This window comes from Cyclobacterium sp. 1_MG-2023 (assembly GCF_030546805.1).
Classification (GTDB): Bacteria; Bacteroidota; Bacteroidia; order Cytophagales; family Cyclobacteriaceae; genus Cyclobacterium.
In genome coordinates, this window is record NZ_JAUOPC010000004.1 from 1 (window position 1) to 25,285 (window position 25,285).

The 25,285-nt window shown below is 40.0% G+C and carries 19 protein-coding genes; 16 read left to right on the forward strand and 3 right to left on the reverse strand.

Annotated elements, in window-relative coordinates:
- Window positions 1–706: 706 nt before the first annotated feature.
- The 9 genes from Q4534_RS06745 to aroF all read left to right on the forward strand — a co-directional run bounded on the left by Q4534_RS06745 (window position 707) and on the right by aroF (window position 10,360).
- The gene (locus Q4534_RS06745) at window positions 707–2,644 is read left to right on the forward strand and encodes a nucleoside-diphosphate sugar epimerase/dehydratase (protein WP_303612404.1); all 1,938 of its coding nucleotides are present in this window, start codon (window positions 707–709) and stop codon (window positions 2,642–2,644) included.
- Between the two features lie 240 nt (window positions 2,645–2,884).
- Window positions 2,885–4,291, forward strand: coding sequence for an anthranilate synthase component I family protein (locus Q4534_RS06750; RefSeq protein ID WP_303612405.1), 1,407 nt, complete (start codon window positions 2,885–2,887; stop codon window positions 4,289–4,291).
- Window positions 4,292–4,313: 22 nt separating this feature from the next.
- On the forward strand, window positions 4,314–4,895 hold the full coding sequence (locus Q4534_RS06755; RefSeq protein WP_303612406.1) for an aminodeoxychorismate/anthranilate synthase component II: 582 nt from the start codon (window positions 4,314–4,316) through the stop codon (window positions 4,893–4,895).
- Window positions 4,895–5,905, forward strand: coding sequence for an anthranilate phosphoribosyltransferase (trpD, locus tag Q4534_RS06760; protein ID WP_303612407.1), 1,011 nt, complete (start codon window positions 4,895–4,897; stop codon window positions 5,903–5,905). The genes Q4534_RS06755 and trpD overlap by 1 nt, the downstream gene beginning before the upstream one ends.
- Window positions 5,906–5,907: 2 nt before the next feature.
- Complete coding sequence (gene trpC, locus Q4534_RS06765) at window positions 5,908–6,729, forward strand: indole-3-glycerol phosphate synthase TrpC (RefSeq protein ID WP_303612408.1); 822 nt, start codon at window positions 5,908–5,910, stop codon at window positions 6,727–6,729.
- Window positions 6,726–7,400 carry a phosphoribosylanthranilate isomerase gene (locus tag Q4534_RS06770; RefSeq protein ID WP_303612409.1) on the forward strand — a complete coding sequence of 225 codons (675 nt, stop codon included), beginning with the start codon at window positions 6,726–6,728 and terminating at the stop codon, window positions 7,398–7,400. Before trpC ends, Q4534_RS06770 begins: the two co-directional genes overlap by 4 nt.
- Window positions 7,387–8,565 carry a tryptophan synthase subunit beta gene (trpB, locus tag Q4534_RS06775; protein ID WP_303612410.1) on the forward strand — a complete coding sequence of 393 codons (1,179 nt, stop codon included), beginning with the start codon at window positions 7,387–7,389 and terminating at the stop codon, window positions 8,563–8,565. Before Q4534_RS06770 ends, trpB begins: the two co-directional genes overlap by 14 nt.
- Window positions 8,566–8,570: 5 nt before the next feature.
- Window positions 8,571–9,344: a tryptophan synthase subunit alpha gene (gene trpA / locus Q4534_RS06780; RefSeq protein ID WP_303612411.1), complete on the forward strand. Its 774-nt coding sequence runs from the start codon at window positions 8,571–8,573 to the stop codon at window positions 9,342–9,344.
- Window positions 9,341–10,360, forward strand: coding sequence for a 3-deoxy-7-phosphoheptulonate synthase (gene aroF, locus Q4534_RS06785; RefSeq protein ID WP_303612412.1), 1,020 nt, complete (start codon window positions 9,341–9,343; stop codon window positions 10,358–10,360). Before trpA ends, aroF begins: the two co-directional genes overlap by 4 nt.
- Before the next feature lie 2,015 nt (window positions 10,361–12,375).
- Here aroF and Q4534_RS06790 read toward each other — a convergent pair.
- Entirely contained in the window at window positions 12,376–12,858 is a 483-nt protein-coding gene (locus tag Q4534_RS06790) for a hypothetical protein (protein WP_303612413.1), read from the reverse strand.
- Window positions 12,859–12,909: 51 nt separating this feature from the next.
- Complete coding sequence (locus Q4534_RS06795) at window positions 12,910–13,476, reverse strand: Crp/Fnr family transcriptional regulator (RefSeq protein WP_303612414.1); 567 nt, start codon at window positions 13,474–13,476, stop codon at window positions 12,910–12,912.
- Window positions 13,477–13,825: 349 nt separating this feature from the next.
- On the opposite strand from Q4534_RS06795, the gene Q4534_RS06800 reads away from it, so the two are divergent.
- The 6 genes from Q4534_RS06800 to Q4534_RS06825 all read left to right on the forward strand — a co-directional run bounded on the left by Q4534_RS06800 (window position 13,826) and on the right by Q4534_RS06825 (window position 22,293).
- Window positions 13,826–14,602: a phenylalanine 4-monooxygenase gene (locus tag Q4534_RS06800; protein ID WP_303612415.1), complete on the forward strand. Its 777-nt coding sequence runs from the start codon at window positions 13,826–13,828 to the stop codon at window positions 14,600–14,602.
- Window positions 14,603–14,671: 69 nt separating this feature from the next.
- The gene (locus Q4534_RS06805; protein WP_303612416.1) at window positions 14,672–16,264 is read left to right on the forward strand and encodes a sialate O-acetylesterase; all 1,593 of its coding nucleotides are present in this window, start codon (window positions 14,672–14,674) and stop codon (window positions 16,262–16,264) included.
- A 97-nt stretch (window positions 16,265–16,361) separates the two neighbouring features.
- The gene (locus Q4534_RS06810; protein WP_303612417.1) at window positions 16,362–16,859 is read left to right on the forward strand and encodes a DNA topoisomerase IV; all 498 of its coding nucleotides are present in this window, start codon (window positions 16,362–16,364) and stop codon (window positions 16,857–16,859) included.
- Between the two features lie 19 nt (window positions 16,860–16,878).
- Entirely contained in the window at window positions 16,879–18,783 is a 1,905-nt protein-coding gene (locus tag Q4534_RS06815; RefSeq protein WP_303612418.1) for a DNA topoisomerase IV subunit B, read from the forward strand.
- A 211-nt stretch (window positions 18,784–18,994) separates the two neighbouring features.
- Window positions 18,995–21,589: a DNA gyrase/topoisomerase IV subunit A gene (locus Q4534_RS06820; protein ID WP_303612419.1), complete on the forward strand. Its 2,595-nt coding sequence runs from the start codon at window positions 18,995–18,997 to the stop codon at window positions 21,587–21,589.
- 11 nt (window positions 21,590–21,600) lie between these two features.
- Complete coding sequence (locus Q4534_RS06825) at window positions 21,601–22,293, forward strand: RNA methyltransferase (RefSeq protein ID WP_303612420.1); 693 nt, start codon at window positions 21,601–21,603, stop codon at window positions 22,291–22,293.
- A gap of 66 nt (window positions 22,294–22,359) precedes the next feature.
- On the opposite strand, the gene Q4534_RS06830 is transcribed toward Q4534_RS06825, so the two are convergent.
- Entirely contained in the window at window positions 22,360–22,776 is a 417-nt protein-coding gene (locus Q4534_RS06830) for a DUF6157 family protein (protein WP_303612421.1), read from the reverse strand.
- 546 nt (window positions 22,777–23,322) lie between these two features.
- On the opposite strand from Q4534_RS06830, the gene thrS reads away from it, so the two are divergent.
- A complete protein-coding gene (gene thrS / locus Q4534_RS06835) occupies window positions 23,323–25,278 on the forward strand; it encodes a threonine--tRNA ligase (RefSeq protein ID WP_303612422.1) in 1,956 nt (651 codons plus the stop codon).
- Window positions 25,279–25,285: the final 7 nt, after the last annotated feature.

Here is a 25,285-nt window from a genome sequence, read left to right on the forward strand (position 1 = left end):
TACTGGTATACTTTCCCCTGGAATCACTGGTATACTTTGCTCTGGAATAGTGGTATACTATGGAGTGGAATACTCATACCACCTAAAAGATGGTTGATTATTTCTTTAATTTGTAAGAAATAAGTGTTTAGTAGGTGTTTTTCCCTCCTTTTACCAATAATTTTTCAAAAAATTTCAAAAAAATTTAATAAGGCTGATCTAATGAGAAATGCAATAAATAATATGTGAAATGAAGAAATGGAAGTAGAAGCGAATATTTTGTTTTAACCCTATAAAAAAAATAAATAATTGTGGAGTGGCAATATTAACCGCCTCTAGCACTTTTTAAGTAATTTTTGTATATTTGAGTACTATATAAAACAAGCAATCGTTAACCATGTTTTGTACAGTAGGTATTTTTAAAGAGAATAATAAAATGGAGACTATTTTTCAAACAACTCTAAAGTGCTCAACCCAGAATTTCCTTTTTTACAACAGGATACTTAACAGCAAAACCAAGGATAAAATCCATAATTATTAACATAAATCTGTAACCGATTCGATTATTGAGATTAATCGAATGAATTTCTACCCATTATAACTAAAATTTTGAAACATCGATTTTAAGCTGTTTCAAAGTGGTGTTAAAAAATATTTTTAACCCGATCGATTTGAAATAATTATAGTTTTGACCGGTAAGTCGGGTCATTTTAACCAACGTTTTTTTATGATCAACTTGAGCAAAAAAATCAACATTTTACCCAGATGGATAATTGCATTTCTGGATGGTTTCATTATGTTTCAATGTGTTATCCTGGCATTTTGGCTTCGAGCCAATTTTGACTGGGCATCATTGGCTGATTATCCGGTAATAGGATCTGCAGCAGCCTATTTGTTGATAGGTGCAATGGTAATGTTTTTTACGAAAAGTTATGTTGGGATTGTAAGGCATACTTCCCTAAGTGATGGCTTATTGTTAATGAGAACCACAATAATAACTGCCGTTGTTGCCTATATGGTGGATTTTGGTTACAGTGTTTTCTTGGTTCCGGGCAAGCATTTCCTTCCTTTATCAGTTTTGGTGATCACATCGGTATTGACCTTGTCTTTTTTAATGGTTTATCGCTTGTTTGTAAAGGAAGTTTTCAGCCTTATCAAGTACAAAGTTGAATCTAATTTGCCTGAAAAGGACGTTTTAATTTTTGGAGCGGGAGAAGCAGGTATTCTTATTCATAAGGCGATCTTGAAAAACACGCATTATAAGTTTAATGTCCACGGGTTTTTAGATGATGACCCTAAGAAACAAAAGAAAAAGGTTGAAGGAATCAGGGTTCACGGTGGCTTGAATATGTTGGATAGCTTGGTGAAAGAAAAAGGGGTTAAGGAATTGATTATTTCGGTGATGGACCTTTCTCCGGCTAGGAAAAGAGAAATCATTGACAGGTGTATTACACTAAATATACATGCGCTTACCATTACACCCGTAAATGAGTGGGTAGATGGTAGCACTAAAACAGGCAGCTTGAGGGAAGTAAACATTGAAGATTTACTTAGTAGGGATGCCATCATGTTAAAGAATAAAAATGTAGCAAGTTACCTCAGTGGAAAAACCATTTTGGTGACAGGAGCTGCAGGTTCTATAGGAAGTGAAATATGTAAGCAAGTAGCTAGGGCTAATCCCGGATTCTTGATCATGCTGGATAAGGCAGAATCGCCTTTACATGAGCATGAAATCAGGTTGGAAAGTGAGTTTGAAGATTTGGGTTTACAGACTGTTTTGGCAGATGTAACGGATGAGGAAAACCTCGAGCATATCATTAAGACTTACAGACCTGAGGTTATTTTTCACGCTGCGGCCTACAAACACGTACCAATGATGGAGAGGTATCCGATTCAGGCAGTGAGGTGCAATGTCCTTGGAACCAAAACAGTAGCGGACTTGGCCGTAAGGTATGGTGTAGAGAAATTTGTCTTGGTGAGTACGGATAAAGCTGTGAACCCTACCAATGTGATGGGGGCAAGTAAGCGTATTGCTGAGATGTACATTCAAAGCCTTGATAAAAAGCTTAGAGAATCCGGAAATGGTGGTACACGATTCATTACCACAAGATTTGGGAATGTATTGGGCTCCAACGGATCTGTTATTCCGTTGTTCAAAGAACAAATTAAAAAAGGCGGCCCTCTAACCGTGACGGATGCAAAAGTTACACGTTACTTTATGACCATTCCTGAGGCTTGTGACCTTGTCTTGGAAGCCGGAGTTATGGGTAATGGTGGAGAGATTTTCGTATTCGATATGGGAGAACCGGTTAAAATCATTGATTTGGCTAGGAAAATGATTCACTTGAGTGGCAAAAAACCTGATGTGGACATCATGATCCGCATCACAGGCTTGAGACCTGGTGAGAAGTTATATGAGGAAGTGCTTAATGATCAAGAGAAATCTTTGGAAACGCATCACCCGAAAATTAAAATCGCTCAAGTAAGGCCTGGAAATTTCGAAGAAGTTAATTTTGATGTATCCTTATTGATGGAAATGAAAGGCAATGAAGGAGAAATGACTTTGGTGGGACAAATGAAAAAAATGGTTCCTGAATTCTTAAGTCACAAATCCAGATTTGAAGCCATTGACAACGAAGCTATTGTTCATGAATTGAAACCTTAAATTGACGCGAATAGCTTATAGTAAAGGAACAATTTTAAAAATATATTAAAATACCTTTTTAAAATCGACGCCCTTTTCTATATTTGCTCAACGTTATGAAAAATCAGAATCAAAATTGGTGGTGGCTTTCTTACTTCTTTTAAAGGGGAACAGCTAACTATTGCCAAATTTTGATCAATCGATATACTTAGGCTTGCTGGATTCCCGGCAAGCCTTTTTTTTATTTTAAATACCCAAATAATGAATAAAATAAGAATCAAAACCCGGTATAAAAAGCTTTTGGCGGATACCATCACTCCGGTGAGTATTTACCTTCAGATTCGTGACAGGTATAACAATACCATTCTTCTGGAAAGCTCAGATTACCATGGGAATGAAAACAGTTATTCCTACATCTGTTGCGAACCCATGGCAACTTTTTCTCTAATAAATGGTGAAGTCCATCAGTCTTTTCCCGATCAGAGCACCTCAGTGAAGAAGCTCGAGAAAACAGACAATATTATGGATGAGCTAAGGCAGTTTGGGAACACCTTTCAGGAAGAGGAGATGGACTTTAAGTTTATTACCAACGGTCTTTTTGGCTATATTCAATACGATGGGGTAAGTTATTTTGAAGACATCACCATCAACAACCCTCAAGCTTCGAACACCCCTTTGATTCACTATGCGGTGTACAAAAACATGATTGTGGTAGATCATTTTAAAAATGAGCTTTATATTTTTGAGCATTATTTGGAAGGGGGAGAAGAGGACTCGGGAATTCCAAAAATTGAAATGATTCTCAATAACAAAAATATACCAAGCTATTCATTTAGTCTGGACGGCAAGGAGACCTCCAACTATACTGATAATGAATTTTTAGATATTCTTGCCAAGGGAAGGGATCATTGTTTCCGAGGAGATGTTTTCCAAATAGTATTGTCTCGCTCCTTTTCAACCGGGTTTAAAGGGGATGAATTTAATGTTTACCGGGCATTGCGATCCATTAATCCCTCTCCCTATTTATTTTATTTTGACTATGGTTCTTATAAGATTTTTGGAAGTAGTCCGGAAGCTCAAATTGTAGTAAAAGGAAGGAAAGCAACCATATATCCGATTGCAGGGACCTTTAAACGTACGGGAAATGACAAATCTGATGCTGAATTGGCGGTAAAACTTTATGATGATCCGAAAGAGAATTCTGAGCATGTCATGTTGGTAGATTTGGCCAGAAATGATTTAAGCAGGTCTTCTGAAAAGGTGAATGTGGAAGTTTTTAAAGAGATTCAATACTATTCACATGTCATTCATTTGGTGTCTAAAGTAACCGGGGACCTACCCGAGGGAGCCAATCCGCTGCAACTTGTTGCCGATACTTTTCCTGCCGGTACCTTGTCCGGGGCACCCAAATACAGGGCCATGGAATTGATAGATAACCTTGAAAATAGCGCTAGGAAATTTTATGGGGGAGCCATAGGCTTTTTGGGCTTCAACGGAGATTTTAATCACGCCATTCTGATCCGTTCATTCGTATCAGAAAATAACCAATTGCGTTTTCAGGCAGGTGCAGGGGTAGTGGCCAAGTCTTCTATTGAGAGTGAACTTCAAGAGGTCAGCAATAAGCTGGAAGCCTTGCGGGTAGCCCTTAAGTCTGCGGAGACAATTTAATTAAATAGAAAAGGATTTACAGATGAAAATACTGGTACTGGACAATTACGATTCCTTCACCTATAACTTGGTTTACATTATCCGAGAGTTAGGTTATGGAGATTCAATGGATATTATTAGAAATGATAAAATAAGTTTGGAAGAGGTGGACGCTTATGACAAAATATTGCTTTCCCCGGGCCCCGGACTCCCTTCAGAGGCTGGCATTATGCCTGAACTAATTAAAAAATATGCGCCTAGTAAAGATATTTTGGGTGTTTGTCTTGGCCACCAGGCTATTGGCGAGGCTTTTGAAGCAGGACTTATCAATTTAACAGAGGTGGTTCATGGTGTAGCGAGCAAAATCAAGATCAAACCTGATTTGTTGTTTGATGGCTTGCCTGAATACTTTACCGTTGGCAGGTACCACAGTTGGGTGATAGATGCAACGATGCTTCCTGAAGTACTAGAGGTTACCTCCAAAACTCCTGATGGTCAAATAATGGCCATCAAGCACAAAGAATTTGAAGTACGCGGTTTGCAATTTCATCCCGAGAGCATCCTAACTGAAAATGGGGTGCAAATAATAAAAAACTGGATTGAAGGTAAAAAAAATAACAATTAATGAAAGAGATACTTAACCACCTGATAGAACACAAGACCCTTAGCAAAGAACAAGCAAAAGGGGTATTGAAAGAAATGACTTCCGGTGAGGTAAATACCAGTCAGATGGCTGCTTTCTTGACCATATTTATGATGCGAAGTGTGAGGGTTGAAGAGTTGATGGGATTTAGAGAGGCCATGCTTGAAAGGTGTATCGCCGTGGATATACCGGAATATGATGCCATTGATTTATGTGGCACCGGTGGAGATGGCAAAGATACCTTTAATGTATCAACCTTGGCTTCCTTTATAGTAGCCGGCGCAGGACAACCCGTAGCCAAGCATGGTAATGTGGGGGTTTCCTCGGTTTGTGGATCTTCCAATCTATTGGCTCATTTCGGTTATGAGTTTACCAACGATGTGGATCAGTTGAAAAGCAGTCTCGATAATGCCGGGATTTGTTTTTTGCATGCACCTCTTTTTCACCCGGCCATGAAACACATAGGCCCGGTGCGCAAAGAGTTAGGGGTGAAAACTTTCTTTAATATGCTGGGCCCCATGGTGAATCCAAGTTTCCCAAAAAAACAATTGGTAGGTGTTTTTAGTCTTGAACTTGCGCGCTTGTATGGTTACCTGTACCAAAGCAATGATGTGAGATTTAGTATTTTGCATGCCTTGGATGGATATGACGAAGTGTCACTGACAGGAGATCTAAAGTGGATTTCTAACGATGGGGAAAAAATTGTAAGTCCAGAAGAATTGGGCTTCAATACCATAATGCCTGAAACCATTAAAGGAGGAACCACCATTGAGGAATCTGCTGACATTTTTATGAATATCTTGAAAGGTAAAGGAAGTCCTGAACAAGAAGCAGTTGTAATAGCCAATGCTACCCTCGCCCTTACCACCTCCAAGCCGGATTGGAGTCTGGATACCGCGAGAGATAAAGCTACGGAAACCCTTAAAAATGGTACGGCGCTTAAAGTCTTCAAAGAATTGATTAATCCTAAAACCTCCATAAATATTAGCTAAATATGAATATTCTGGAAAAAATAATTGCTCGAAAAAAGGAGGAAATAGCAGAACGGAAGGCCCTTTATCCCCAAAAATTGCTGGAGAAAAGTTTGTTTTTCGAAGGTGAGGTGGTTTCAATGAAAAAATATGTCACCAACCCGGAGAAGACCGGGATCATTGCTGAATTCAAAAGAAGATCGCCTTCAAAAGGTCTTATCAATGGGACAGCAAAGGTTGAGCAAACAACAATTGGTTACATGCAGGCCGGAGCTTCCGCTTTGTCTGTATTGACAGACAAGGACTTTTTTGGAGGAAGTGAAGCGGATCTTGGCTTGGCAAGGAAATTCAATTTCTGCCCAATCTTACGAAAAGATTTTACAGTAGATGAATACCAAATCATAGAGGCCAGGTCCATTGGAGCAGATTGTATCTTATTAATAGCGGCTGCCTTGGAGCCAAAACGACTCAATGAATTGGCAGTCTTTGCAAAAAGCCTGGGCTTAGAGGTATTATTGGAAGTGCATGATGGGGAGGAGTTGGAAAAAAGCCTCAATGTAAATGTAGACCTTGTAGGCGTAAACAACCGAAACCTGAAGACCTTTGAAGTGAATATTCAAACCTCTTTGGATCTGGTGGAAGCCATACCAAATACCTTTACCAAAATTTCAGAAAGTGGCATTTCTGATCCGGCCACTTTGGTCCAATTAAAACAGGCCGGTTATGATGGGTTCCTGATTGGAGAGAACTTTATGAAGACCATCCGCCCTCACCAAGCGGCTTATAATTTTATGCAACAATACAGGAAGTTATTGGCAGCTTCCAAAGGACAAGTAGCCGTATGATCATCAAGGTTTGCGGCATGGCTGAGCCTGAGAATATTTCAGGTTTATTGGAAATAGAGGGAGTCGATTGGATGGGGATGATATTTTATCCCCCTTCAGGGCGTTATGTTCCTAATTTTGGACAGGATGTTGCCCTATATAAAAGCATAGCTCTGCCCAAAGTTGGCGTGTTTGTCAATGAAAGTACCAAAGAAATCCTTAGCATAGTTAAGGATTATGGCCTTTCCATGGTTCAACTTCATGGAGATGAATCTCCGACTCAGCTACAAGCCCTTAGGAAACAGTCCAAAGCAAAACTGATCAAGGTTTTTAGAGTAGGAGCAGAGTGGAGTTGGAAATCTTTGGAACCCTATATAGACCTGGTTGATTATTTTCTATTTGATACAGACGGTCCTTCCTACGGGGGCACAGGCCATCAGTTCAATTGGGAGTTATTAGAAACGTATCCTTATAAGACCCCTTTTTTGTTAAGCGGAGGAATAGCATCCAAAGATGTGGAAAATCTTTTGGCTTGTTATAAGGCTTTTCCTGCCATGGTGGGAATTGACATCAACTCAAAATTTGAAATTTCCAAGGGTGTCAAAGATTTGGAAAAAATAAAGACATTTACGGCAGCAATCAGAGATAAGGCTGCCACAGCGATAAAAAAGAGAACCAATGATAAAGATTGATGAAAATGGATTTTACGGTGATTTTGGGGGAGCCTATATTCCTGAAATGCTGTATCCCAACATAGAAGAGCTTAGAGAAAATTATGAGCAAATCATGGCTTCGGAAGCTTTTAAGGAGGAATTTGACCGTTTGCTCAAAGATTATGTGGGGAGACCTACTCCTTTGTTTTTTGCCGAAAGATTATCTAAAGAATATGGAGCAAAAATCTACCTTAAAAGGGAGGACTTATGCCATACCGGTGCCCATAAAATTAACAATACCATAGGCCAAATTATCCTTGCCAAAAAACTCAATAAAAAGCGGATTATTGCAGAAACAGGGGCAGGACAACATGGTGTAGCCACAGCTACTGTTTGTGCCCTGATGGGAATGGAATGTACCGTTTATATGGGAGCCATTGATATGGAGCGGCAAAAACCCAATGTGGAACGCATGCGGATTCTGGGTGCCACAGTAGTGCCGGCCAATTCAGGCAGTAAAACCCTAAAAGATGCCACCAATGAAGCCATGCGGCAGTGGATCAACAACCCGGTTGATACGCATTATATCATTGGATCTGTAGTGGGGCCTCATCCTTACCCGGAAATGGTAGCCAGATTTCAGTCGGTAATTTCTGCTGAGATCAAGACACAACTCCTAGAAAAAGAGGGGAAAGATAGCCCGGACATAGTTGTTGCCTGCGTAGGAGGAGGTAGCAACGCTGCAGGGGCGTTTTTCCATTATTACAATGACGAAAAAGTAAGATTAATAGCGGTGGAAGCTGCCGGTCTTGGTGTAAGCTCCGGTAAGTCTGCAGCCACTACTCAGCTTGGAAAACCGGGCATTCTTCATGGGAGCAAGACCTTACTTATGCAAACAGAAGATGGACAGGTAGTAGAGCCTCACAGTATTTCCGCAGGCTTGGATTATCCTGGAATAGGTCCTGTGCATGCCCATTTATTTGCATCAGGCAGAGGAGAGTTTTTGGCGGTAGAAGATGAGGATGCGATGAAAGCAGGGATAGAATTGAGTCGTTTGGAAGGAATTATACCAGCCATAGAATCGGCCCATGCACTTTCTGCCTTGAACCAGCTGAAATTCAAGGCCTCGGATATCATCGTAATCAATTTGTCAGGAAGAGGAGACAAGGATTTGGAAACATATATTAAATGGGGTAATTATTAATGGCCATGAATCGAATAGACGAATTATTTAAAAATAAGGATGGCAATATCCTTTCTATATACTTTACAGCAGGTTTCCCTAAGTTGGACGATACCATCAGAATTATGGAAGCCATTGAGGAGGCAGGAGCAGATATAATTGAAATAGGCATTCCCTATTCTGACCCTGTAGCCGACGGCCCCACCATTCAGGATAGCAATAATGTTGCCCTTAACAATGGAATGACACTTAAATTGCTATTTACTCAATTGGAAGGCTTAAGGAGCAAGTTAAATATCCCTGTGGTGTTGATGGGGTATTTAAATCCTATAGTTCAATATGGAATGGAAGCATTTTGCAAAAAATGTCAGGAAGTAGGAGTTGATGGAGTGATTATTCCTGACCTGCCAATGCAGCAATATACAGATGCTTATAAAGAGCTGTTTGACACTTATAATCTTAGAAACACCTTCCTGATTTCTCCTCAGACTTCTGAGGAAAGGATTCGAGAAATTGATAGCAAAACAGATGGGTTTATTTATATGGTCTCTTCCGCCAGTATTACGGGAGCTAAAAAAGAGGTGAGTCCGGAGCAAATAGCCTATTTTGAGAGAGTGAGAGATATGGGCCTTAAGAACCCACGATTGATCGGCTTTGGCATCTCAGACAAGGCCTCCTTTACAACTGCTTCAACTTATTCACATGGAGCAATTATAGGGAGTGCTTTTATCAATGTTGTCAGGGAGGCAAAATCACTCAAGGAAGAAATCAAAACATATATTAAAGGCGTCATATCATGATCGTACAGCTAAAGGCAGACATAAGCCGGCAACAAACAGATAATTTGATTGAAAAGATCAATGGCATAGGCTATAAGGTGACTGAGGTGAAAACACAAGCCGGAAATTACCTGATAGGTATAGGAAAGACGGCCTACGACATTAGAAAAATTGGAGCCATGGATGGTATTTTAGACATCCACGTGGTGTCTGATGAATATAAATTGGTGTCTAAAAAGTGGAAAGCAAAACCAACTTCCATTGATCTTGGGGATGGAATTGAAATAAAGGATGGGGATATGGCCATTATTTCCGGACCCTGTTCCATAGAATCAGAAGAACAAATTGAACGTGTAATCGCTCACCTAAAAGAAAACCAGGTAAGCATGATGCGGGGTGGAGTATTCAAACCCAGGAGTAGCCCCTATGCATTTAGAGGCTTGGGCATGGATGGACTTAAGCTTTGGTACCGACATGCAAATGCTGCAGGAATTAAAATCGTAACTGAAGTCATGCAGGTTTCCCAGATAGAAGAAATGCACGATTATGTAGATATTTTTCAAGTAGGAGCCAGAAACACCCAAAACTTTAACCTTTTGGATGAATTGGGTAAAATTGACAAAGCTGTGTTAATCAAAAGGGGGATATCGGGAACAATCGAAGAACTGCTTCAATCTGCGGAATATGTGTTCTCAGGGGGGAATGAAAAACTTATTCTTTGTGAGCGCGGAATCCGTACCTACGAAAGGGCAAGCAGAAATACCTTAGACCTGAATGCTGTTCCCATTCTAAAGTCTAAATCCCATTTGCCGGTAGTGGTGGATCCTTCTCATGGTATTGGTATACGTGACTTTGTACCACAAATGGCCTTGGCAGGGGTGATGGCCGGCGCAGATGGAATCATTTACGAATCGCATGAGCATCCGGATAAAGCCTATTCTGACGGACAGCAGACCTTAAACTTTACCCAAAGTAGCGATCTGATTGGCTACATTAGGAAAATCTTTGAGATGAGAAAATCATTTGATTTGCATTAGGCCTTAGTCAATGGGTTTATCAGTTTTTTATTTTTATTATAAACAACTGATAAACAATTGATTGAAATATCTTGTCAGCATTGTAGTTTTTCTATAATGCTGACAAAATCTTTGTAGCACTCGATGGAAATACGTTTAAATCGGATTAGGTAATAAGCCCTGCTCGACTAAATGGCTATAAAAGCGGAAACGTCGTCCTTGCGAACCCTTTTTGGAGAGGTGTTGGGTAGGGAAAGGCTGTGGTAATCCCTCCTTCTGGTTTAGCAGTTTTTCCGAGAGATGCTATCCCAGGTTAAGCAAAAGTCACTCCATTGATAAAAGCTCAAATTCCCCCTTGACAAGGAAAAAAAAGGGGGATTTTCGATCTCAATGCTTTGGAGATTCCTCCGACTTTCTACTCGCAAGGCTTCTGCAAAGCCTCGGAATGATGAATATTTTAATTCCGCCTTGTAGATTTTCGGCGTTAAGAAATTTAAGATGAGAAGGCAAGGGCACAGGCATGGTTGGAAAAGGATTTAGAGGATGAGCCTCTAGAAATAGCAATTGTTAAAGGCGAAACCTTAAATACCGGAGTTTGCCTGTGTGCGGGAGGCCTTAAATTTTAGCCAAAAAGATACACAGCGGCGGGTTTTTTTCGTCACTTTTTTGACCTGCAGCAAAAAAGTGACAATCGAAATGGTGAAAGACTCGGTATAGATATACTGTCCTCTATTTAAAACCTCAACTCGAGTTATAATTATGCTAAAAATATCGTTACATCGTCATTTCGAACCCTTTATTGGGGTGGTGTTTCGTAGGGAAAGGCTGTGGCAATCCCTCCTTCTGGTCTAGCGGTTTTTCCGAAAGATGCTATCTCACGTTTAGCAAAAGTCACTTCATTGCTGAAAGCTCAAAATCCCCCTTGACAAGGAAAAAAAGGGGGGATTTTCGATCTCAATGCTTTGGAGATTCCTCCTACAAAGATTGCCCTCGGCTGGAGTGTTGCATTAGATACTTTTTGTGAGAAGAGGGATTGTTCAACCCACTATCGGGGTTGAGGGATTGATGTGGAATTTGCCGTCCACGGGTTTCACCCGTGGTTATTGAAGTTGAAGCCCTACAGGCTTCTTTCGATTTACTTCAGTTCGATTTTAATAGTTGCTGGTAAAATTAGGTTTATTTAATCAAGCAGTTCCCTACCTGAAATAAACACAGGAAAGACAGATAAGGTAAATCCCCCTTTTTTTTGAAAGGGGGATTTTTGGCTCCCAATATTTTGCAGATTCCTCCTACAAAGATTGCACACCGCTGGACTGCGGCATTGAATACTGCCATCATGATTGCTGCGTTTTCAAAATCTTAATTCTCGGAATGACGAATATATTAAAATCCGCCTTGTAGATTTTCGGCGTTAAGAAATTTAAGCGGGGTTGGCAAGGGCACTGGCACTGTTTGACGAAGTTTTTGGTTTATTTAACATTAAAAAGCAACGCCAACATTAAAACCAAAAACAAGGAGTTTGCCTGTGTGTGGGAGGCCTTAAATTTTAGCCGAAAAGATACTCAGCGGCGGGCTTTTTCTCCTGACTAGCTCCGCTTCAGGACAGGTTGCTTACTTCTTTGACCACTGACTAGGGTCAGGGCAGGCCCTGAGTTACTGCATTTCAGGGCAGGCATGCAGAAAAAAGTAACAATCGAAATGGTGAAAGACTCAGTATAGATATACTGTCCTCTATTTAAAACCTCAACACGAGTTATAATTATGCTAAAAATATCGTTACATCGTCATTTCGAACCTTTTTTGTAGAGGTGTTGCGTAGGGAAAGGCTGTGGTAATCTCATAACGCTGGGGCTTCCTTCGACTTCCACCGTGCCAAAGCCCCTGCAAAGTCTCGGAATGACGAATTATACTACAAAGATTGCACACCGCTGGACTGCGGCATTGAATACTGCCATCATGATTGCTGCGTCTTCAAAATGTTAATTCTCGGATTGACGATTTCCACATAATTTTAAGTGGCTAATTTTGAAACGATTTTAAGGCCTAATTGAAGGTATATTACTTTTTTCGGGTTTAATGGATGAAAAATACACCCATGCAATAAATAAAATTTGCAAGGGAACTCTGAACCATAGATAAGTCAATCCACTGCCTCCATGGTTTGCTTCTTGATAATCGATTTGTTCCATAGCAGCCTTGATATTTGCAGGTAGGATCAGTAGGAAAAATAGGATCAATAAGTAGGCTGTGACTGTTCTAAACTGAGACAGGAGTAAACCAATGGCTCCAAAAATTTCGATAATGCCTGTAAAATAGACAAGCTCTTTTTTGTATGGTAAAAAATCAGGAATCATCATTGCCATCCCTTCTGTGAACATAAAGTGTCCCAAAGCTGTAAAAAGCAGCATGGCAGAGAAGCCTATTCTGGCAGCTAGAGCAAACTTATAATTGCCATGGACAAGTTTGAAATAGCCTATAGAAAGTAGGGTTATGGTAATTAGCAGGACAAAAGGTTTCATGTTTTTTTTTCAAAGGTGGGTAAAATTTTTCCTTGAGAAAATGAACCCGGGTTAAGAAATTCGCTTTCTTATTCTGCTAAGTGCCTGAGGGGTTACTCCCACATAGGAAGCAATGTATTTGAGTGGGATCTCTAAAATTAAATTTGGACGCTTTATAAAGAGTGCCTTGTACCTTTCCTCTGCTGTTTGCTCTAAAAAGGAAAGTTCTCTTTCGGATTTTATCAGGAATTGGCTTTCAGCAGCCAGTCTTCCTATGGTATTCCCAATATTGGTGTTGGCGTAAATAAACTGCAAGTCTTCGTAGGAAATGCGCCAAAGGCTGGTTTGGGTCATGGTTTCTACTTGATAGGTACAAGGTTGCCGACTTAAAAAAGAATCATAGGCACTGACAAATTGCCCTTGAAAACAAAAGCCGAAAGTTAAGTCATTTTCTATTTTAGGAATAAATAGCCTGACAGCCCCTTTTGCAATAAACGACAAATGAGATTCTGTCTCTCCAACTTTTAGCAAGCAGGATTTTTTAGGGTATTCACTTTTTTTAAGCTTGGAAGAAAACAAAGCCCAATCTTGGTCAGAGATAGCCACAAGCTGCTCAAAATAATTTCTTATCTGCTCCATTTATTGTTTTGGCATTTATGAGGGTAAGTTACGGGAAAGCATTAAAGTATCAAGGGGAAGCAAACTAACCGGCAAGTATGATTAGTCTTTAAAGAAGGTGGAGTGATGCGCCGGATTATTCAAATAATTCCATTCTAACAAAGTAAATTTTTAGCTGTTTTAAGCTTTTAACAAATTTTAAATTATATAAAGTGGTGTAAGTCAGTGGTTTTTATTTTATTAGAGCTGAGCTACACTAAAGAGCAATGAAATTACAATCCTTTGCTCTAAAGATTCGTTTATAATCTAAGTAAGCTTTTAAAAGTCCAGGTGTTTACCAATAAAAGCGATTCAATTTTTGCGATAAAAAATGAAAAATATACGTTTTAACAGAATTTTCACCGACCCCGGTTTAGGCCTATTTCAGCAGGATATAAGGACCTATAATGCCGAAGATTTTAAAGTTTGGGAAACCTTATTTAAGAAACAGTCAAAAAAACTTCCGACAGTTGCTGCGCAAGAATATATAGATGGTTTTAAATCTTTGCGTTTGTCTGAAGAAAAGATAGTGAATTTAAAAGAAGTGTCCTACCGGTTAGGAATGAACACAGGGTGGCGAGTACAGGTGGTCCCGGGCCGAATTAGTGACAGCTTGTTTTTTAGCCTATTGCAGGCCAAGAAATTCCCGGTCACTTCCTGGCTAAGAAGATTGGATGAATTGGATTACCCGACAGCCCCTGATTTATTTCATGATGCCTTTGGCCATTTACCTTTATTGATGAATGAAAGCTTTTCCCAATTTTTACAAGGTTTAGCCACTATTACCGAAAGGTATAGAGACAATCCTTTGGCCTTAGAGTTGCTCGAAAGGGTTTATTGGTATACTGTGGAGTTTGGCCTAATTAGAGAAAAAAATGGGCTCAGGGTATATGGGGCAGGAATACTTAGCTCCTCCGGAGAAATGTATTATAGCCTTTCGGATGAGCCCAAGCATTGTACCTATGAGGTGGAGGCGGTCTTGAATACTCCTTTTTGGAAGAATAAATTTCAGGACAGGTATTTTATTGTGAATAGTTTCGATGAGTTAAGGGCCTCCCTTCCACTTATCGAGGAAAAAGTAGACGAAATTTTGCAAAAAGCGGAGTAAAAACGGGTGATTTTAATGGAATTTTTTTAATCTTAGCACATCTTTTTCCATAAAAATCCAATCACCTTTATGTCCGTCCTTATTAAGAAGTTCTTATTGTTATCGTTTTTATTGCCAATTACTTTTTTTCTCCAAGCTCAGGAGATTGATAGCTTGGATATTTACTTGGCCATCGGTCAATCCAACATGGCCGGGAGGGCAGAAATCATAGCTGATTTGGAAGCCCCGATAGAAGATGTTTATCTATTTACCGGAAAAGAATGGCTGCAGGCCAGCAATCCATTAAACCTGTATTCGACTGTTAGGAAAGTGGTGAGCATGCAACGACTAAGCCCTGCCTATGGTTTTGCCAGAAAAATGCATGATTACAATCAGGATAAAAAAATTGGTCTTGTGGTCAATGCCAAAGGGGGGAGTGTAATTGATGAGTGGATGCCTGGCACTCTGTTCTTTTCGGAAATTATCTCCCGTGCTAGACTGGCCGCAGAAAGTGGTAAGATCAGAGGCATTATCTGGCATCAAGGTGAAGGTGATGTAAAGGAAGCAGATCAGTATTTAGGAAAAATAAGTCACTTGATTACTGCCTTGCGTGACAGTCTCAATTTACCTGATTTGCCTTTTGTGGCCGGCCAATTGTCAGAAGACAAAGAAAGCAGAAAGGTACTTAATGACACCTTACTAAGCCTTCCGAAGGTGATGCCGCATACGGGACTAGCCCGGTCTTTTGGCACGACTACCTTTGATAGTACCCACTTTGATAGTCCGAGTCAGGTTTTATTAGGAGAGCGATATGCCGATCAAATGATGCAATTAATGGAAGCAAAAAATATCAGGAAGAGTTTTTCTTTTGGTGTATTGTCAGACATACAGTATGCCGACGTTGAAACTGCGGGAAAACGAAATTACCGAGGGACTTTGGAAACCCTTAAGCGAACCATTCCTTATTTAAATGCCTATGATCTTAAATTTACTGTGCATCTGGGTGACTTAATAGACCGTGATTTCGAAAGTTTTGATGCCCCTTTGTCCATTTTAGAAGAGAGCAAAGCTCCTGTGCATTATGTTTGGGGAAATCACGATTTCTCTGTACTGGATAGCCTTAAACAAAAGGTAGGCAAAAAAGTAGGGAACGAAAAAGGATACCATTCCATGGAGATTGGAGACATGGTATTTATGATGGTCAATGGGATGGACATAAGCATGGGAGGACATCCGGAAGGTTCTACCCAACATGAGGAAGCTTTGATGATGATGGAAGCCTTAGAAGCAGAAGGAGCAAACAATGTGAAACCGTGGAATGGAGGAGTAGGAGAGGAACAATTGCAATGGATGGAAGCTTTGGTAAATAAAGCAGAGACAGAAGGAAAGCATGTTGTGGCATTTTGCCATTATCCGTTGTTGCCGGAAAATGGGCTTCACTTACTTAATCATAAGGAAGTGCTGGATAGAATAGGCAATTCACCTGCCATGGTGGCCTGGCTTTCGGGGCACCATCACGCCGGCAATTATTTCCAAGATGAAAATGGCATGCACCACCTGACTTTTTTGGGTATGGTGGAGGCTGAATCTCCTGCACTTGGGGCAATTGTCACAGTAGAGAAAGATAAATTAATTATTCATGGCATAGGAGATGAAGAGGATCGGATCCTGAATTTCAGGTAAATACCACGTCTTTGATTTTTCTTTTCAAAAAGGCCGGAGGACTTTCCGCTTTTGGTACTGGATTAATTTTTATATTTGCTGCCTAAATAGAAAATTTATGTACACCCGTTTTGCTAAATTCTTTTACTTCCTGTCAATAGGATTGTTTTTGTTCGTTTTTCTGTATGCTTATGCTTCCATGCCGGACTTTGCCACTTACGAGCAAAACAGCAAAGGATTGCCTGTAAAGCAATTGAGTAAGGAGAGCTTCTTTTATTTTACAGTCATCTTGTTTTTTGTGTTCAATGTCTTATTGGTCATTCCCGGGAAAATGATAGAAATGAAAGGCAGCAATGCGCTGCACAGGCTTTTTCCGGTAGGAGACAGTTTTAGGGATCGTATTTTAGCTTGGATATATTCCTTTATCGGTGTACTTAACCTATGCGTGAGTATAATGGTCTTTTATATCCATAGCCTTACCAACCAAAATGAGATTAGGAATACTGAATACAATGTTTTCTTTTACCTTGTCCCTATTTTACTGGCAGCATGGGTTATAGGCTTATTTTTATTACTGGTAGGAAAAATGAAACAGGTAAAAACAGGTACAGTTTAAGGCAGAAAACAGTTAAAATATGGCAGGAAACGTACAATACACTGAAGATAGTATAAAATCCCTCGATTGGAAAGAGCATATCCGCTTAAGGCCGGGTATGTATATTGGTAAGCTGGGAGACGGTAGTGCGCAGGATGATGGTATTTATGTTTTGGTAAAAGAAATCCTTGACAATAGTATCGATGAGCACATGATGGGAAATGGTCGAACCATTGAGGTGAAGATCAGTGAGCACAAGGTGGAAATCAGGGATTATGGTAGGGGAATACCCTTGGGGAAGGTCATCGATTGTGTTTCCAAAATCAATACGGGTGGTAAATATGACTCAGGTGCATTCCAGAAATCTGTGGGACTAAATGGGGTCGGTACCAAAGCAGTGAATGCCTTATCTGAATTTTTTAAGGTTCAATCTTTTAGAGAAGGTCAAACAAAAGTTGCCGAGTTCAATAAAGGAGAACTGATAGAAGATCGTCCGGTAGTCAAAACTTCGGAAAGAAACGGGACCAAAATTGTTTTTTCTCCGGATCCTTCGGTCTTTAAGAACTACCATTTTATCCCGGAATACCTTGAAAACCAAATTTGGAATTATGCTTTCCTAAATAGTGGGCTAACCATTAATTTTAATGGGGTTAAATATTTTTCTCAGAATGGGCTGTTGGATTTATTGGACCGAAAGGTAGATGATGATAGCAGAAGATACCCTACCATACACCTCAAGGGCAATGATATTGAGATGGCCCTTACCCATACCAACCAATACGGTGAGGAGTATTACTCCTTTGTAAACGGACAGTTTACCACCCAAGGAGGAACTCATTTGGCAGCATTTAGGGAGTCTATTGTCAGGTCGATCAGGGAATTCTTCAAAAAAGATTATGATGCCGCAGATATACGGCAAGGTGTGGTGGCTTCCATTGCGGTAAGGGTGATGGAACCTGTTTTTGAGTCCCAAACCAAAACCAAATTAGGCTCTCACAGCGTAGGACCTGATGGCCCTACCTTGCGGACATTTGTCAATGACTTTGTAAAAGTAGAACTTGACAATTACCTGCACAAGCATCCGGATACTGCCAATGCCATCCTTAAGAGAATTCTTCAATCGGAGAGAGAAAGAAAAGAAATTTCAGGCATCAAGAAATTGGCCAATGAGAGGGCTAAAAAAGCCAATCTGCACAATAAGAAATTGAGAGATTGTAGGGTTCATTACGATGACAATAAGGCAAAGGACGAGCAGAAAAATGAAACCATGCTCTTTATTACAGAGGGTGACTCAGCATCCGGATCAATTACCAAGTCTAGAAATGTGCAGACCCAAGCAGTGTTTTCCTTGAGAGGAAAGCCACTCAATTGCTTTGGGATGACCAAAAAAGTGGTGTATGAAAATGAGGAATTTAACCTCTTGCAGCACGCCTTGAATATTGAAGATGGGATTGATGGATTGAGGTATAGGAAGATAGTCATTGCCACTGATGCCGATGTGGATGGTATGCATATTCGCTTGTTGATCATGACCTATTTTCTACAATTCTTCCCTGATTTGGTAAAGAATGGACACCTCTTTATTCTTGAAACGCCTCTTTTTAGGGTGCGAAACAAAAAAGAAACCATTTATTGCTATTCTGATGAGGAGCGTCAGCGTGCCATTCATAAACTAGGTAAGACATCAGAGATAACGCGATTTAAGGGGCTGGGTGAAATTTCCCCCAGTGAATTTGGAGGATTTATCGGTGAAAATATCCGTTTGGAACCCATTATCCTAAACAAGGAAACTAAAATTGCCGATTTGCTGGGCTTCTATATGGGGAAAAATACGCCAACCAGACAAGAGTTTATTATTAATAGACTGAAGGTTGAAAAAGACCTGGATCTGGGAGCAGAGGATAAGGCAAATGAGGAAGAAAGTGATGAAAAGGAAGTGGCTTAAAAGGCAATACCTCTGCTTTAATTACCCGAAGGTTATCTGAGCAATTTGTAGCTAATTATAAAGTTTAGCGCCTTTCACCATAACTCCCTTCAGGATAATAAGGAGTAGTGTAGTGGCCGGTAGAAAAATTTTCATACAATATCAACCTAATTATAGGGATCAAGTGTTTTGAGGGATTACTCAAATACTCAAGTAAAAATGAAGTTAATTCATGAGTGAAGAAAAAGATTTACCAATAGACGGAAATGAAGGCTTACAAAATGTTGTGCCTGTTTCCGGAATGTATCAAGATTGGTTTTTGGATTATGCTTCCTATGTTATTTTGGAGCGTGCAGTCCCTGCTATAGAAGATGGGTTTAAACCCGTGCAACGCAGGATCATGCATGCCATGAAAGAAATGGATGATGGCCGTTTTAATAAAGTTGCCAATATCATAGGGCAGTCCATGCAATACCACCCTCATGGTGATGCATCCATTGGTGATGCCATAGTGAATTTAGGGCAAAAGGACTTGCTGATAGAAACCCAAGGTAACTGGGGAGATGTAAGAACCGGAGACGGAGCCGCGGCTGCTAGATATATTGAAGCTAGGCTTTCCAAGTTTGCACTTGAGGTAGTCTTTAACCCCCAAACTACAGAATGGCAGCTTTCCTATGATGGAAGAAAAAAAGAACCGGTAACCCTTCCGGTTAAGTTTCCATTATTATTGGCTCAAGGAGTAGAAGGGATTGCAGTAGGCTTGAGCACAAAAATCCTTCCTCATAACTTCTGTGAGTTAATAGAAGGCTCCATCCAAATCCTGAAAGGAAGGAAAACGAATATTATTCCCGATTTCAATATGGGAGGCTATGCCGATTTTTCGGAGTACAATGAGGGCCTAAGAGGAGGTAAAGTTAAAGTCCGAGCTAAAATAGAAGAGGACGACAACAGAACCTTGTTAATCAAGGAAATCCCTTACGGAACCACCACCAATTCCCTGATTGAGTCGATCATTAAGGCCAATGACAAAGGGAAGATTAAGATCAAAAAAGTTGTCGACAACACCGCTAAGGATGTAGAGATAATGGTGCAACTGGCACCGGGGCAGTCGCCCAATATGACCATTGATGCTTTGTATGCCTTTACAGATTGTGAAGTAAGCATATCGCCAAATGCCTGCGTAATTATTGAAGACAAACCTGTTTTTATTTCCGTCAACAAGATATTGGAATACAATACTTTCCAAACAAAGGAATTGTTGAACCAGGAGTTGGAAATCAGGAAAAATGAATTGCTGGAGAAATTGCTCTTCTCTTCACTTGAAAAGATATTTATTGAAAACAGGATTTACCGGGACATTGAAGAGTGTGAAACCTGGGAAGCTGTTATCGAAACCATAGACAATGGTCTGGAGCCCTTTAAACCTGAATTTTACAGGGAAATCACCAAGGATGACATCATTCGTTTGACAGAAATTAAAATCAAACGTATTTCCAAGTTTGATACCTTCAAGGCAGATGAGCTGATGCGTAAACTGAATGAAGAGTTAGAGGAAGTGAACCATCACTTGGAAAACCTAACGGATTATGCCATACAGTATTACAGCAACCTATTGAAAAAATATGGCAAGGGTCGGGAAAGGAAAACAGAAGCCAGAACCTTTGATACCATTGCTGCCAATATAGTGGCAGCCAACAATGCCAAACTTTATGTGAATAGGGCCGATGGATTTGTAGGCTATGGCTTGAAAAAAGATGAATTTGTTTGTGAATGTTCAGACCTGGACGATATCATTATCTTCCGCAGAGATGGTGTTTGTATGGTTACCAAAATTCAAGACAAAGGATTTGTGGGTAAAGACATTATTCATGTGGCAGTCTTCAGAAAAGGGGATGAAAGGATGGTATACAACCTGATCTATTTGGATGGTGGTTCGGGAAGAACGATGATCAAGCGATTCCAGGTTTTAAGTGTAACCAGGGATAGAGAATACGTGCTGACCAAAGGCACCAAAGGGTCTAAAGTACTTTACTTTACAGCAAATGCCAATGGAGAAGCAGAAATTGTAACGGTATTCCTCACTGCCGGGGCCAAGGCAAGGGTGAAGGTGTTTGATTTTGATTTTAAAGATCTTGAAATCAAAGGCCGAGTGGCTAAAGGAAATATACTCACCAAATATCCGGTTAGAAAAATCCAACTTAAAATGGAAGGCGTGTCCACTTTAGGTGGTTTGGACATTTATTTTGATCCATCTGTAGGTAGGCTAAACACAGATGAAAGAGGGGATTTTGTCGGAAATTTCTTAGGGGAAGACAAAGTGCTGGTCTTTTATAAAGATGGAAGTTATGAATTGACCACCTTTGAACTGACCAACCGCTATGAACCGGAAAATATTTTATTGATTGAAAAATATGATCCGGAAAGCGTGGTGTCATCCATTTATTATGATGGTGTACATAAGATGTATTATGTGAAAAGGTTTGTGATCGAAACGTCTACTTTAAATAAGAAATTTAACTTTATCTCAGACCATAAGCAGTCCAAGCTTACGATTGTCTCAACAGAGAAACAGCCTCAGGTAAAAGTGAAGTTTAAGCTTGACAAAGAGGTGGAAGAAAAGGTTTATGACATGGATATGTTGATTGACGTAAAAGGATGGAAATCTGTAGGAAATCGATTAAGTAACCATAAAGTAATGAACATTTCTTTGTTGGAATCAGCCAAACCGGAAAAGAAAAAAGAGAACCCTGAAAAAGACAATGGTTCGGGAGAATCAAAAGATACTTCAGGAGAAGATGATGACAAAGAACAATTAGGCCTGTTTTAACCCAAGCCGTTATGGAGCAATTGGACAAGGATGAACTGGCTTTTTTAGCCTATCTTTCCCAGTATATCAGCCCACATAAAAAAGCTTTGATAGACAAAGTACTGGGAGAGAGAACCCGATACATTACGCTTGTATTAGAAAATATTTACAAACCTCACAATGCCTCAGCCGTTCTAAGAACGGCTGATTGCTTTGGTATACAGGATGTTCATGTCATTGAGGGGAGTAACAGTTATGACATCAATCCCTATGTTACCAGAGGAGCCGCTCAATGGGTAGACTTGCACAAATATGACGATGCATCGGGAAATGCAACGGAGGACTGTATCAAACAGCTCAAGCAAAAAGGTTATAAAGTTTTGGCCACCAGTCCCAGGGAAGGAAGTTTGCCGGTGAGTGATTTGTCAATAGATCAGCCACTTGCCTTAATTTTTGGCAATGAACATGAAGGGGTAAGCCAAGCGGCCATGGAAGCGGCAGACGGTTTGGTGCATATACCCATGAAAGGGTTTACTGAAAGTTTTAATATTTCAGTCAGCGCGGCCATTTGCTTGTACGCCCTTCAAGAAAAAGTAGCTGAGGAGTCAATTGACAATTATCCCTTAAAGGTAGATGAAAAGTTAAAGTTAAAGTACCGTTGGTACCAAGAAATTGTCAAGCATTCGGCAGCCCATAAACGGGCATTCTTTCAAAAAAGAAAATAAGGCCGGGTGTCTTTTATATGGGCCGGTTTGCGATTTAAGTTTTCAGGAAGGCAAAGTTTCTTTCCCCTAAGGCTTTTTTGACCGCATGGCTTTAATTTTAGTAATGGATTGATCCTCAGTAAATTTCTCGTATTCTACTGTTTCTCTACCGAAAAGCGCAACTTTTCCGTCTTTATTACTATGGATTCCAAAACCATACCTTTTCGTTAATGGAGAAGCCCTCAGGCATGCTTGACCTTTTGAAAAAAATTGGTTTTTCGCTTCGGGGTACTCCTCTTGGCTTAGGTCTTTGCGCAAGGCGTAAATAGCAAATAGCAACTCATCTGAAGTGAATTGGTAAGGTTGCTCACTAATCATTTCATATTGTAAGTTGGCAACTGATTTTTTATTTCCCTTGTGTGGAGGGACTTCCCCCATTTCTACCCGACAATCGGCTGCAACTTCAATAAAAGTGTTAAAGTAATTGGTGGAATGTCCTTTCATTTTTTAAAATGAGTAGCTGGTGAAAGCGGTTTATTCATGCGTTTACATAGCATTAAAACCATAAGATAAGAAGTTAAATCTAATCAATTTAAACGTTTCTATCTGTTTCAATCCAATTTTTCTAGTCAATTGTTGCTGCTGTTTTAGTTTTTAAATTAAAAACTTTTGTTGGAGCAAGAAAAGCAGCTGTTAGTTGGAAGCAATTGTTAGGGACTTTTTTAAGAAATATAATTTAAAATGTTTTTTTGATTTAAACGATTTTGGCTTGTATTTTGGGTAGAGCAGGTGGTTGGTTTATTGTTTAAAAAAAGTATAAGCAGGTGAAATAGATTGTTTTTCTTAATTACCGGGGTAAATGGTTTAGATAAGCAAGGGCTAATCTTTTTTTTTACCCCGTCGAATTTGCATATTTGCAGTTCATAAATCAGGAAAATGCTTTACTTTTGGAGCCTTGCGCTATAATCGTAAAAAAATCGCTGGTTTTGGCGAAGAATGAGTTTAAAAGCACCTGTTTGTAAAGGTGATTTATCATAAATAAAAGAATGCATGTCAAGTAGTGGTAATGAGATTAAAGTAAGATTTCCTGATCAATCTGTCAGGGTTTTTGAAAAGGGAGTAAACAGTTTAGAAATAGCATTGAGCATCAGTGAAGGTTTGGCCAGAAATGTTTTGGCAGCCAAAATCAATGGTGAGATTTGGGATGCTACCAGGCCAATCGACCAAGATGTAAGCATTGAGTTGCTTACTTGGAAAGATGAAGGTGGAAAATCTACTTTTTGGCATTCATCTGCCCACTTGTTGGCGGAGGCATTGGAAGCATTATATCCCGGTATAAAATTTGGAATAGGCCCACCTATTGAGAATGGGTTTTATTACGATGTAGATTTTGGAGACAAAACCCTTGAAGGGGCGGAGTTAGAAAAGATAGAAGCCAAAATGATTGAATTGGCTCGTCAAAAGAATGAATTTGTAAGAAAAGACATTTCCAAGAATGAGGCAATTGACTATTTTGAGGAGAAAGGGGATGAGTATAAACTAGACCTTCTGGACAGATTAGAAGACGGGACTATTACATTTTATGAGCAAGGCGGGTTTACAGACTTGTGTAGAGGACCTCATATTCCGCACACCGGTTTTGTTAAGGCCGTTAAATTGCTGAACATTGCCGGGGCCTATTGGAGAGGGGATGAGAAGAATAAAATGCTTACCCGTATTTATGGCATTACTTTTCCTAAGGCGAAGGAATTGAAAGAATACCTTCATATGCTTGAAGAAGCAAAGAAAAGGGACCATAGAAAACTTGGCAGGGAATTGGAATTGTTTACATTTTCAGAGAAAGTTGGCTTAGGCTTGCCTTTATGGTTGCCAAAAGGCACCCTATTGCGGGAGCGTTTGGTATCTTTTCTGAAAAAAGAACAAGATCATACTGGGTATCAGCAGGTAATCACTCCGCATATTGGACACAAGGCATTGTATGAAACATCCGGACATTATGAGAAATATGGTAAGGATTCATTTCAGCCAATAGCTACCCCACATGAAGGTGAGGAGTTTTTATTGAAACCAATGAACTGCCCACATCACTGTGAAATTTACAAACATAAGCCTCGGTCTTATAAGGATCTTCCGGTAAGGTATGCCGAGTTTGGCACCGTTTACCGGTATGAGCAAAGCGGTGAGTTGCACGGATTGACCAGGGTTCGTGGTTTTACCCAAGATGATGCCCATATATTCTGTAGACAAGATCAGGTAAAAGAAGAATTTATCAAGGTAATAGACTTGGTATTGTATGTTTTCAAGGCCTTGGGCTTTGACAATTACACCGCGCAAATTTCTTTGAGAGATCCTGAAAATATGGACAAGTATATTGGGGAAGAAGAAGCATGGAATAAAGCAGAGCAAGCCATCATAGAGGCTGCCGAAGAAAAAGGTCTCGACACTGTAACAGAAAAAGGTGAGGCGGCTTTTTATGGGCCGAAACTGGATTTTATGGTCAAAGATGCTTTGGGAAGAAGTTGGCAACTGGGAACCATACAGGTAGATTATCAGTTACCCCAACGGTTTGAATTGGAATATACCGGTTCAGACAACCAAAAACACAGGCCTGTAATGATTCATAGGGCGCCATTTGGATCTTTGGAACGATTTGTGGCGGTATTGATTGAACATTGTGCAGGCAACTTCCCACTTTGGCTGGCGCCGGAGCAATTGGTGATTTTGCCAATATCTGAAAAATATGCCGATTATGCCTCCAAGGTTAAGGCCTTACTGGCTGACAATGACATAACTGGTGAGATTGACAATAGAGATGAGAAGATTGGCCGTAAAATCAGGGATGCTGAAGTAAAAAAGATACCTTTTATGGTGATTGTAGGAGAAAAGGAGCAAGAAGAGAATAAAATATCGCTAAGAAAACATGGGGAAGGAGACATTGGCTCGTTTGAATTGAGCGCATTTGTGGACTACTTTCAGGGAATCATTAGGGAATCATTGAATAAATAACAGGAAT